Below are 11,621 nucleotides of genomic sequence, written 5' to 3'. Positions count from 1 at the left end.
TGGTCATATTTGTCGCAGGATTAGCACAAAACGCGAACATATCCAACCGCTTTCACCGGTTACGGGACAGCAATCTGCCCCCTCATCACGGCATCGCACCGGGTGGATCAGGGGCAAAATGGGCCAAACCTGTTCTGAAAGCGACCTCCCGTATTTCGGAAACGGACATTGCCCGTAATACGCCAAAAGATGCAGGGAATTCCCTTGTTTTTAAGGGCAATAAGCCATGCAGTTTGCGCATGGGACACATGCGTTTTCAGCGATTGTGCGCGTCAGATTCCGTCTCTATCTGCCGTCCATCGCCACATGGCATCACAGAAATTCCAGAACTCGAAAGGACGAGGACATGGCCGCATTTGACACCACCCGCACCACCTATGGCTCCGGCAACCTGTTTGGCCGTGTCGCCGCAGTTTTTGGCGCTGTTGTTTCCACCGTTGTTGACTGGAACGACGCACGCATGACCCGCAATGCGCTGAACAAACTGACCGACCGCGAGCTGGCCGACATCGGCATGACCCGCAGCGACATCGACGTCGTTGCCGAAGGTCGCTCTGCCTACTGATCGGGTTCAAGACCGACATTTTCCGCACCTGCCCTGCCTGGTCTCCCTCGGGCAGTCTCCTCCCTCGGTCAGGTGCTGGAAAAGAAGAACGCCGCCTCCTTTCGGAGTGCGGCGTTTTCTTTTGTCGAGGTCGGAATGGTCAGCGCCTGTCTGTGGCGCGACCCTGATGCGGCGGACATAGCTGCGCAATCGGATGTAACGGATGCCCCCCAGCGCCCGTTACGCGATCCGTCAGCCGGCCCCTCTACCGCAGCACAGGTCCGATCTTTTCCGCGATGAACTGAGATACCGGATCCCGTTGCATGACAAATGCACCGGCCTTTTCAAGGCCGGATCCGGCTCGTAGCTGATCGACACGGAAGTCGTAGCTGCCAAATCCAAGGGCGGCCATCAGGAAGCCCTTGAACAGCAAAAAGGCGGCAACAAAGAGAACGACGGAACGGCCGGAAATCCGGGACTGAAGCCTGCGTGGAGAAACCACAATCAGACCATCAGACCGCACCCGTGCAGTGTATCCACGTGACATGGCCTCGTGCTTTTGCTCGAGACGCTCAAGACGTGCATAAAAGTTGTTACTTTGCTCACCCATACCAAAACCTCGCTATGGCTCCCACCATCAGCTGGTTAAAGCCTAGGTAGGTAATGCGTCGATTTTGGGGCGCTTCATTAAAATGCTCAACAAATGCGAGCGATTCAGCCCTTTTTCTGCAAAAGCAGGGTTGTCCAGTCACCAATGGAGGTGCGTTCGACAAGATTGATGCCGTTTTGTGCATAAACGGTCATCACCTCTTCGGCCTGATCGTTCAGCAAACCGGACAGAATCGCGTAACCTTCGTCGCGCAGATGCGCCGCCACATCGGGCGCCAGCGCAACCAGAGGCCCCTTGAGGATGTTGGCGAAGATCAGATCAAAAGGCGCGGCCTCTGCCAGGGCGGGGGCGTCGAAACCGGCTGCTTCCATACAGTCGACAGCGCCTTCCATGTCGTTGGCCTTGAGGTTTGCTTCGGCCACTTCGACGGCGACCTGATCGATGTCGCTGGCCAGGATCTGACCGTCCCAGACCCGCGCTGCTGCCATCGCAAGAACTGCGGTGCCGCAACCGATGTCAGCCACCTTGTGGCCGACAAACCCGTCTGTGATCAGCTTGTCCAGTGCCTTCAGGCAGCCCAGGGTGGTGCCGTGGTGACCTGTGCCAAAAGCCATCGCCGCCTCGATCAGCAGCGGGATGCGGTCGGCGGGCACCTTGTCGGCGTCATGGCTGCCGTAAACAAAGAAACGGCCGGCCTCGACCGGGGCCAGTTCACGACGGACATGCGCAACCCAATCGGTTTCCGGCAGTTCGGAGATCACGAAGGGCTGGGCATCAAACATCTTTGCCAGAAGCGCGAGACCGGCTTCGTCCGGGGTTTCCAGAAAATAACCGCCCACTTCCCACAGGCCGGAATCATCCTCGACCTCAAAGACGCCAAGACCGGTGGGTTCCGGCGTCAGACGCTCCATCGCCTCGCCAAGCGCTTCGGCGGCGGCTTTTCCGGTCAGGGTGGTCAGGGCGGTAAAGGTGGGCATGGCTGTCTCCGGACATTGGTTGCACAGCGCCTAGGCTGAGCGGCGGGTCAGGTCAAGGGGCAGCGCCCCCTCAGCGCGCGGCGGAAGGGGCGATTGGCCGGTATTGGCGTGGCGTTGCCTATGTCGCCCCCCTTTGGGGGCTGCAGATCACTCAGCCGGGGCTGCGCTTTGCCATTTGCAGAAGATCGTCTCGTTGCCCGGCTCGGGGTGGCGCGGGATCAGCAGCGCAAGGGTCAGCGACACCAGTGCCATACAAGCCGCCAACGCAAAGACCGCAGGCGGAGAGGCCACCCACAAAAGCCCCAAGAGCACGGGCAGCACCACCGCTGCGATATGGTTGATGGTGAAAGCCACCGCCGCAGTTGGGGCGATATCCCCCGGATCGGCGATCTTCTGGAAATAGGTCTTCAACGCCAATGCCAGCGCAAAAAGGATGTGATCCACCACGTAAAGCACCCCGGCCAGCATCACGCCCCAGCTGAACCAGTACAACCCGCCATAGGCCGCAAAGACCATCGCCAGGCCCGCGTATTCAAAGATCAGCGTGCGACGCTCTCCAAACCGGGCAACCGCGCGCCCCAGCAATGGCGCCACGGTCATGTTGATGACCAGATTGATCAGATAGAGCCCGGTCAGTTCATGCACGTCAAAGCCGAATTTCTCTACCATCATGAAGCCCGCAAAGACCACGAAGATCTGGCGCCGTGCGCCCGCCATGAACTGCAGCGCATAATAGAGCCAATAGCGGCGGCGCAGGATCAGGCGTTTGGTCTGCGGGTGCGGTGCCTCGAACTGGGGATAGGCGACCAGACAGAACAGGGCGAGCAAGGTTGTCGCGCCACCTGCCAGCATGAACACCAGATTGTAGGACAGATTGAGCGGCTCCCACAGGAGCGCGATCAACCCGTAGACCACCAGTGTTGCCGCCGATCCCGCGGCCACGAGCCAGCCCAGAATTTGCGGCGCGCGCAGCTTAGGGAGCCATTGCAGCTGCAATGACTGGTTCACCGTCTCATAGTAATGAAAGCCGATCGAACTGAGCAGTGTCACCGCCAGCAGCCCACCCAGGCTGGGGAACCAGGCCGTCACTGCAGTGGCAATCCCCAGCATCATCAGCGACACCATCCCCAGCACCTGCTCGCGCACGAACATGATGACCGCGATCACCCCAACCGCCAGAAAGCCCGGAATCTCGCGCACTGTGTGCAGCAGGCCAATGTCGGCGCCATCGAAATTCGCAGCCTCGATGACAAAGTTGTTGAGCAGCGCGCTCCAGGTGTTGAAGGCGATGGGCATGGTCAGCGCCATCACAAACAACAGGGTCGTGGGGCGGCGCCACAGCGGCAGCGAGGCAGCCGCATCGGTGGGAAATGGCTTGAACATGTCCAAGGCTCTACGCCCATCCGCCCCCTCTGGCGAGCAAAAAAGCCGTGCGCACATCTGATCTGCATCAATGCACGGTTGTGACGGCACCCATATTCAAGAATATGAATGCAAATGGAGGACATGGCGTGACCGGGCTTGTTGAGTTTGTCGAATGGGTGGGAGAGCCCGGCGCCGCTGCGCTGTTCGGGCTGCTCACGGGTGGTATTTTCGGCGTCGCAGCGCTGCGGTCGCGATTTTGCCTGCGCGCCGCCACGGTAGAGTTTGCCCGCGGCCAGTTGGGCGATCGGGTGGCGGTCTGGCTGCTGACCTTTTCTACCGCCTTGGTCTGGGTGCAGGCGGGACGGCTGATTGGCTGGATCGACACCGATGAGGCGCGGATGATGGCGGTGCCCGGCAGCTGGTCGGGCGCCATCATCGGCGGGCTGATCTTTGGCGCGGGCATGGTGCTGGCGCGCGGCTGTTCGGGGCGGCTGCTGGTGCTGGCGGCGACCGGCAACCTGCGCAGCGTTGTCTCTGGCCTGATTTTTGCGGTGGTCGCCCAGATGAGCCTCGCAGGGCATCTGGCGCCGTTGCGGGATTATCTGGCTGGTCTCTGGATCACCTCTGGCGGGCGCAATCTGGATCTGTTGGCAGCCCTAGGCCTGCCCGATTGGTCCGGACTGGCGCTGGGGGTTGGGTGTGCTGTCTTTGCGCTTGGCCTGTCCCTGCAAAACCGGATCGGGGCCGCGCGGCTGATCTTTGCCTCTGGTGTCGGCTTTGCCGTCGCGCTTGGCTGGGGGCTGACATCGACGCTGGCGCAGGTGGCGTTTGATCCGGTGCAGATCGAAAGCGTGACCTTCACGGGCCCATCCGCCCGGATGCTGATGTTCTTTCTGGATCGCGCCTCGGTTCTGGAATTCGACGTCGGGCTGGTCGCAGGTGTTTTTGGGGGCGCAATGGGTGCTGCGGCTTTGGCGGGAGAGATGCGCATTCAGGCCTTTGACGGGGCTGTGACCATGCGCAAGGCCATGATCGGCGCGGCGCTGATGGGGTTTGGCGGCATGCTGGCGGGAGGGTGCGCGATTGGCGCCGGTGTCACGGGCGGGTCGATCTTTGCAGGCACCGCCTGGCTGGCGCTGTTTTCCATGTGGGTCGGGGCTGTGCTGACCGACCTTCTGGTGGATCAGCGCAGTGTTGCGGCACCCGCTTAGACAGGATGCGAGGCGCTGCCTCGCGCTCCGGGATATTTGGGGCCAGAAGAAGCGGCACACAGATCATCTTCTGGTCTGAAATATTCCGGGAAAGGCCACAAGTTTGTAGGCAGAGCCCCCAACCGATCCCTCAGAAGAAGTTCTGCGGGTCGATATCGACAGAGAGGCGCAGATCCCCCTTGAGCCTCACCGGTCTGATCCAGCGGGCGATGGCGTCCTGAAGGGGCGTGCCCTTGGCGGCCTTGATCAGAAGACGCACGCGGTGGCGGCCACGGATGCGGGCGATGGGGGCCGGTGCTGGGCCAAAGACCTGTGCTCCGATCTGGCGCAGCGGCATGTCATTGCGCGACAACGCCAACCCCAGATCCATCACCGCGGGCAGATCTGGCCCGGACAGCACAATGCCCGCCATGCGGCCATAGGGGGGCACGCCTGCGGCCTGTCGTTCGGCAGCCTCGGCTTTCCAGAAGGCTTCCTCATCCCCGGAAAGAATCGCCCGGATCACGGGGTGTTCAGGCTGGAAGGTCTGCATCAGGGCCTCACCGGGTTTGTCGGCCCGCCCTGCCCGGCCTGCGACCTGACGCATCAGCTGAAAGGTGCGCTCTGCCGCGCGCAGATCCGACCCCTGCAGGCCAAGGTCGGCATCGATCACGCCGACCAACGTGAGGAGCGGGAAGTTATGTCCCTTGGCCACCAGTTGGGTGCCCAGCACGATATCGGCCTCCCCCGCTGCGATTTCCTCGATCCGCTGCTTGAGCGCGCGGGCAGAGCCGAAAAGATCCGAGGAGAGAACCGCGATCCTTGCCTCTGGAAAAAGGGCTGCGGTTTCCTCTCCCAGACGTTCGATGCCGGGGCCGACGGGGGCCATCTTGCCCTCGACCTGACAGGTCGGGCAGGCCTCGGGCACTGGTTTCGTTTCGCCGCATTGGTGGCACATCAGTCGTTTCATGAAACGGTGTTCAACCATGCGGGAGTCGCAGTGATCGCAGGTCACATGGCCGCCGCAGGCGCGGCAGATGGTGACCGGCGCAAAGCCACGACGGTTGAGGAACAGGAGCGACTGCTCCCCCCTCTCGAGCCGGGTTGCCATAGCCTGACGCAGGCTGGGCGAGATCCAGGTGGAGGGGGCCAGCTGCTCTGCCCGCATGTCGATGGCGCGCATATCCGGCAGGACCGAGGCACCGAACCGGGATTTCAGATCAAGGCGCTGGTATTTGCCGGCTTCGGCATTGGCCCAGGTTTCAAGGCTGGGTGTTGCCGACGCCAGCACGACCTGCGCCGAACACATCGCCGCGCGCAAAACCGCCATGTCGCGAGCGTTGTAACAGACGCCATCGTCCTGTTTGTAAGAGGTGTCATGTTCCTCATCCACGATGATGAGGCCGAGGTTCTGATAGGGCAGAAACAGGGCCGAGCGCGCGCCGATCACCAGCTGGGCCTTGCCCTGCCCGACCATGCGCCAGACCCGGCGGCGTTCGGTCATGGTTGCACCTGAGTGCCATTCGGCGGGCGTTGCGCCAAAACGCTGTTCCACCCGCTTGAGGAACTCGGCCGTCAGGGCGATTTCCGGCAACAGCACCAGCGCCTGCCGCCCTGCCCGCAGAGCGGCGGCGACGGCTTCCAGATAGACCTCGGTCTTGCCGGAGCCGGTCACGCCTTTCAGAAGGGTTGTGCCGTAGCGCCCGCTTGCGACCCCTTCGCCCAGTCTGGCGGCGGCGGCAGCCTGATCTTCGGTCAGGGTCTTGCCGGGCAGGTCAGGGTCAAGGCGGGGATAGGGCAGATCGCGCGGGGCGTCCTCCTCGCGCAGGGCGCCCTGTTTCACCAGCCCCTTGATGACCGACGTTGTGACCCCTGCGAGATCTGCGAGCTCCTTTGCCGTGAAGGCCAGACCGCCGTATTCATCTGCGGCCGTCAGAACCCGCTCGCGGGCCTCTGTCATGCGGTCGGGCATCTGGCCTGTGGGGCGCAACACCTTGCGCATGGACACAGGATCAGAAAGGCCCGGCGCGCGCGTGGCCAGCCGCAGCATCGCAGGCAGAGGCGTCAGCGTATAATCCGCCGATTTGGTCAGGAACTGGCGCATCTCGTCGCGCATCGGCGCCACATCCAGAACCCGGTTCACCGGGCGCAGCTTGGCCGAATCGAAATCCCCCGCTCCCGGCCCCCAGATCACCCCAAGAACACGGCGCGGGCCCAGCGGCACCTCGACATAGGCGCCCAGATGGCAGCCACCTTCGGGGGCGCGGTAGTCAAGAACACGGTCCAGAGGCTGTGTCGTCAGGACGCCAACCCGCTCACCTTCGTGGAAAAATGCCTGCTCCTGCACGCTGTTTGCCTCTTTTGCCTGTCGGGGTTCTTCCCCGGCGCCCTGCCCCGACGGCGCCCGCCCGGGACGCATCGAAAACAGCGGGGGGTTTTTAAAGCCGCCGCCATCAGGTAAAGGCTAGCGCAATCAAGGCCAACCCACCCAGAGGACCCTAGCCGATGAAATTCTTCGTAGACACCGCTGAAATCGACGCCATTGCCGAGCTGAACGCTTTGGGCATGGTGGATGGTGTGACCACCAACCCCTCGCTGATCAAGAAATCCGGCCGTGACATCATCGAAGTCACAAAGGAAATCTGTGATCTGGTGGACGGCCCGGTTTCTGCCGAAGTGACCGCAACCGACGCGGACACCATGATTGCCGAAGGCCGCAAGCTGCTTGAGATTGCCGAGAACATCGCCGTCAAAGTGCCGCTGACCTGGGATGGTCTGAAAGCCTGTAAAACCCTGACCGACGATGGCCACATGGTGAATGTGACCCTGTGTTTCTCTGCCAATCAGGCGCTGCTGGCTGCCAAGGCGGGCGCGACCTTCATTTCGCCCTTCATCGGCCGTCTGGACGATATCAACCTCGACGGCATGGATCTGATCGAAGATATCCGCACCGTTTACGACAACTACGGTTTTGAGACCGAGATCCTCGCGGCCTCCATCCGCAACGCCAACCACGTTCTGGAAAGCGCGCGGATCGGTGCCGACGTGATTACCGCACCGCCGGCCGTCATCAAGAGCATGATCAACCACCCGCTGACCGATAAGGGGCTTGATGCGTTCCTGGCCGACATCAAGGCCGCGAACATCAAAATCCTGTAAGCCAAGCGGCATCAGGCAGAAAACCATCAGGGGCGGCCAATCAGGCGGCCCCTTTTTTGTTGCCCGTCTTTCTGGTGTTCCCTGCGGCCTGTGGCTGCACCGCTGGCGATGACCTGCCCCGGCAGTGGAATTTTTTGCCACCCTTTCCGGGATCCCGTGTTATAACGGGCGCAAACCCACCAGAGGTCAGACAGAGCAGAAAATGAGCAATACAGCAGAACTCGACGAGAGCCTGCGCCAGGCAATCCTGGCCAAACCTGATGCCCTTCTTGACGACCAAAGCGTGATGAACGCGCTGGTCAGCGCCAATGAACGTGCGATGGGGTCCAATATCGTGGACCTGCGCGGCATTGCGATGGAGAGGATGGAGGCCCGGCTGGACCGGCTAGAGGACACCCATCGTTCGGTGATTGCAGCAGCCTATGAAAACCTTGCCGGAACCAACCAGATCCACCGCGCAGTCCTGCGCCTGCTGGATCCGATGGATTTTGAAAGCTACCTGTCCAATCTGGGCGGCGAGCTGGCCGAGATCCTGCGCGTCGACAGCGTGACGCTGGTGCTGGAATCCGCACAACCCGATCAGGATGCAGCGGTTCAGCGCATGGATCAGGTGCTGAAGGTGGTCGAGCCGGGGTTTGTCGCCACTTATCTGAGCCAGCGGGGCGGCGGTGATCGTCCTGACCGTCAGGTCACCCTGCGCCAGATGGAGTGTGGCAACGCCCGCACCCACGGCAGCAAAGCCGACTATATCCGCTCTGAGGCCTGTCTTCGTCTGGAACTCGGCGAAGGCCGTCTGCCCGGACTTTTGGTGCTTGGCTCTGAAGACCCCCATCAGTTCACCCCCCAGCATGGCACTGACCTGCTGGCGTTTTTCGCCGGTGTGTTTGAACGGTCCATGCGCCATTGGCTGTCGTGAGCAGCGGGGAGAGAGCGGCGCAGGCCGTGATGATCTCTCCCGCGTGCCGCGATGCGCTGGAACACTGGCTGGCTCATCTGGGCGGGCTGCGCGATGCTGCGGATAATACGCTGACCGCCTATCGCGGAGATGTGGTCGATTTTCTCGCCTTTATGACACAGCATTTCGGCAGTCCCCAGGGGCTCGGGGCGCTGGCAGAGATCACCACGGGCGACATGCGCGCCTGGATGGCCGCCACACGGGCCGGCGGCACCGGCGCACGCTCTCTTGCGCGCAAATTGTCTGCGGTCAAAAGCTTTTACACCTGGCTGGCCGAACGACAGGGGTTCGAGGCGACCGCCGTCTTGTCGGCCCGTAGCCCGAAGTTTCAGAAAAAACTGCCCCGCCCCCTTGCCGAGGATGCGGCCAAGGCGATGATCGAAACGGTGGAATATCAATCGACCAGTGACTGGGTCGCTGCGCGCGATGTGGCTGTGGTGACGGTGCTTTATGGTTGCGGCCTGCGGATATCCGAGGCGCTGGGGCTGACCGGGGGGGATGCCCCCCTGCCCGCAGTGCTGCGGATCACCGGCAAGGGTGGCAAGGAACGCATCGTGCCGGTTCTGCCCGCTGCCAGGGCGGCGGTCGATCGTTATCTGGATCTGTGCCCGCACCCGCAAGAGACCAACGCGCCGCTGTTTCGCGGGGTCCGCGGTGGCCCCCTAAATGCCAGCATAATCCGCAAGGCGATGGCACAGGCACGGGCCCAGCTGGGCCTGCCTGCAACAGCGACGCCCCATGCGCTGCGCCACAGTTTTGCAACCCATCTCCTTGAGGCGGGAGGGGATCTTCGGGCCATCCAGGAGCTTCTGGGTCATGCTTCGCTGTCGACGACCCAGGCCTATACGGCCGTTGACACAGCCCATCTGATGGAAGTCTACAACCGCGCCCACCCCAAGGCGTAGCAGCCCGACCGGGTGCGAAGCGCAACGCAAAGGTGAACGCTAGACAGGCGGGCCCAGCTTAACCGGGTGATAACAGCTGTTGTGGCAGGATGCGGCCCTGCCACATTTCGGTTCTCCAGAAGGATGCCAATATGACCACGATTACCCAGACCGCCCAACCTGCCACCGCCCCGCTTGCTGCCGCGCCTTATGCTCCTGCTGTCACCGGCGCCGAAAACGCCACCAACGCCGCGATCGGTGATCTGGATTTCAGCCAGTTCTACGAACAGCTTCTGGCCGGACTGGACAGCGACGGGGATCGCCAGATTTCTGATCAGGAATGGGCCAACTACCGCGCTTCCAAGGCCGCCCGGGGGGAGTATATTCCCGCTGACGGCCCCACGCAGCACAGCCACCAGTCGATGGATACCCGCGCGATTACCGAAACGCTCTTTCGTGCGGCCATGAAAGAGCAGGACTGAAGAGGCCGCCAGCCCTGCCTCAGCCGATCCGTGCGACGCATCGCAACGAAAATCCGCCAGAGTTGTAGGGTTTTGGGATTGAGCGCTTGCGGGCTGTGGCGAAATTCGCCATCACGGGGGGCATGACACCTCAGTTTCGTGCCCTTTCCGTTCATTTGCTTACTGCCACCGGTGCCGTTTTTGCAATGCTGGCCATGTTGGCCGCTGTTGATGCAAAATGGAGCCTGATGTTTGTCTGGCTCGTCGTCGCCTTTGCCGTGGATGGCATCGATGGCCCGCTCGCCCGGCATTACAACGTCAAACGCTATGCCCCTGAATTTGACGGCGTCCTTTTGGACCTGATCATTGATTATCTGACCTACGTCTTTATCCCGGCCTTTGCCCTGTTCCAATCGGGGCTGATGGCGGGCTGGACCGGGTGGTTTGCGATCATCGTCATCACCTTTGGCAGCGCGATGTACTATGCCGACACCCGGATGAAGACCAAGGACAACTCCTTTTCCGGTTATCCAGGCGTCTGGAACATGCCGGTTCTGGTGATTTTTGCGCTGGAGCCAAGCCACTGGACCAGCCTTATCCTTGTCACCGTGCTATCCGTTGCAATGTTCCTGCCGCTGAAGTTCATTCACCCCGTCCGCACAAAGCGCTGGCGCAATGTGTCCTTGCCGATGGCGTTGGCCTGGACCTTTTTTGCCGGTTGGGCGGCATGGGTCGATTTCCACCCGGAAAGCTGGGCCCATTGGGGATTGATTGTGACCTCGGTCTACTTGCTGTTTGTGGGCATTGCCCAGCAGATCATCCCGGAACGGCGCAGCTGATCCCGGCGCCCTGACCGCCCTGTCAGATCAACAGCCCTGCCGCCCCTTCGTGGCGCAGCAGGGCGACCTTTGTCTCAACCCCGCCTGAACCCGAAAAACCCCCTAGCCCGTTTGCACCAAGCACGCGATGGCAGGGGATGATGACCGGAATGGGATTGGCGCCGCATGCGTTGCCGACGGGTTGAGCGGCCGCGCCAAGCTCGCGCGCCAGATCGCCATAGGTGCGCGTCTCGCCCAGCGGGATGGCCGACATCGCCGCGCAGACCTTTTGCTGAAATGCGCTGCCGCGAACCACCAGCGGCAGGTCAAAGTCACGCAGCTCATGGGCAAAATAGGCACGCAGCTGGGCCACACCTTCCCGCAGGAGGCGGGTTTCGTCCGCGCCCACCTCTGGATGCTGCCAGCTGAGCCGGATGATCGCGCCGTCCTCTTCATGCAGACACAGAGGCCCGACGGGGCTGTCGATGGACGCATGGGGCATGGTCGATTCCTTTTTCAAGCGTTGTGCGGGATTTCGGCCCCCTTTTTTGCGGCCTTTGGATCAGCGGCCTATCCTTTGGGATAGGGCCTCTTATGCCTTCGACAGATCGGGCTAACCCGCAGCACCTATCCCGTGTTTATGCAAATTTTAATAAAC

General features: G+C 61.8%; 12 protein-coding genes. 7 read left to right on the top strand and 5 right to left on the bottom strand.

Annotated features, from left to right (window positions below):
- Positions 1-346: 346 nt before the first annotated feature.
- Positions 347-565: a DUF1127 domain-containing protein gene (locus NIT7645_RS13050; RefSeq protein ID WP_008560004.1), complete on the top strand. Its 219-nt coding sequence runs from the start codon at positions 347-349 to the stop codon at positions 563-565.
- Positions 566-809: 244 nt separating this feature from the next.
- On the opposite strand, the gene NIT7645_RS13045 is transcribed toward NIT7645_RS13050, so the two are convergent.
- The 3 genes from NIT7645_RS13045 to NIT7645_RS13035 all read right to left on the bottom strand — a co-directional run bounded on the left by NIT7645_RS13045 (position 810) and on the right by NIT7645_RS13035 (position 3,514).
- Positions 810-1,154 carry a hypothetical protein gene (locus NIT7645_RS13045; protein WP_037302551.1) on the bottom strand — a complete coding sequence of 115 codons (345 nt, stop codon included), beginning with the start codon at positions 1,152-1,154 and terminating at the stop codon, positions 810-812.
- A gap of 104 nt (positions 1,155-1,258) precedes the next feature.
- Complete coding sequence (locus NIT7645_RS13040; protein WP_008559202.1) at positions 1,259-2,131, bottom strand: 50S ribosomal protein L11 methyltransferase; 873 nt, start codon at positions 2,129-2,131, stop codon at positions 1,259-1,261.
- Between the two features lie 147 nt (positions 2,132-2,278).
- On the bottom strand, positions 2,279-3,514 hold the full coding sequence (locus NIT7645_RS13035) for an MFS transporter (RefSeq protein WP_037302946.1): 1,236 nt from the start codon (positions 3,512-3,514) through the stop codon (positions 2,279-2,281).
- Positions 3,515-3,642: 128 nt separating this feature from the next.
- Here NIT7645_RS13035 and NIT7645_RS13030 point away from each other — a divergent pair, with 128 nt between their 5' ends.
- Positions 3,643-4,707 carry a YeeE/YedE family protein gene (locus NIT7645_RS13030; RefSeq protein ID WP_008558866.1) on the top strand — a complete coding sequence of 355 codons (1,065 nt, stop codon included), beginning with the start codon at positions 3,643-3,645 and terminating at the stop codon, positions 4,705-4,707.
- Between the two features lie 130 nt (positions 4,708-4,837).
- On the opposite strand, the gene NIT7645_RS13025 is transcribed toward NIT7645_RS13030, so the two are convergent.
- A complete protein-coding gene (locus NIT7645_RS13025) occupies positions 4,838-7,033 on the bottom strand; it encodes a primosomal protein N' (protein WP_008562462.1) in 2,196 nt (731 codons plus the stop codon).
- Between the two features lie 158 nt (positions 7,034-7,191).
- On the opposite strand from NIT7645_RS13025, the gene fsa reads away from it, so the two are divergent.
- The 5 genes from fsa (at position 7,192) to NIT7645_RS13000 (ending at position 10,984) form a co-directional block, all read left to right on the top strand.
- The gene (gene fsa, locus NIT7645_RS13020) at positions 7,192-7,845 is read left to right on the top strand and encodes a fructose-6-phosphate aldolase (protein ID WP_008560163.1); all 654 of its coding nucleotides are present in this window, start codon (positions 7,192-7,194) and stop codon (positions 7,843-7,845) included.
- A 202-nt stretch (positions 7,846-8,047) separates the two neighbouring features.
- Positions 8,048-8,761: a DUF484 family protein gene (locus NIT7645_RS13015; RefSeq protein ID WP_037302947.1), complete on the top strand. Its 714-nt coding sequence runs from the start codon at positions 8,048-8,050 to the stop codon at positions 8,759-8,761.
- A gap of 29 nt (positions 8,762-8,790) precedes the next feature.
- Entirely contained in the window at positions 8,791-9,705 is a 915-nt protein-coding gene (locus tag NIT7645_RS13010) for a tyrosine recombinase XerC (RefSeq protein ID WP_037302948.1), read from the top strand.
- Between the two features lie 131 nt (positions 9,706-9,836).
- Complete coding sequence (locus NIT7645_RS13005) at positions 9,837-10,166, top strand: hypothetical protein (protein ID WP_008560100.1); 330 nt, start codon at positions 9,837-9,839, stop codon at positions 10,164-10,166.
- 122 nt (positions 10,167-10,288) lie between these two features.
- Complete coding sequence (locus NIT7645_RS13000) at positions 10,289-10,984, top strand: CDP-alcohol phosphatidyltransferase family protein (protein WP_037302949.1); 696 nt, start codon at positions 10,289-10,291, stop codon at positions 10,982-10,984.
- 22 nt (positions 10,985-11,006) lie between these two features.
- Here the strand turns inward: NIT7645_RS13000 and NIT7645_RS12995 are convergent, their stop codons facing one another.
- Positions 11,007-11,465, bottom strand: coding sequence for a methylated-DNA--[protein]-cysteine S-methyltransferase (locus NIT7645_RS12995; protein ID WP_008560593.1), 459 nt, complete (start codon positions 11,463-11,465; stop codon positions 11,007-11,009).
- Positions 11,466-11,621 lie beyond the last annotated feature (156 nt).

It is taken from the genome of Phaeobacter italicus (genome assembly GCF_001258055.1).
Taxonomy (GTDB): Bacteria; Pseudomonadota; Alphaproteobacteria; order Rhodobacterales; family Rhodobacteraceae; genus Phaeobacter; species Phaeobacter italicus.
Note: the sequence above shows the minus strand (reverse complement) of the source record. Positions and strands in the feature narration are given on the sequence as shown.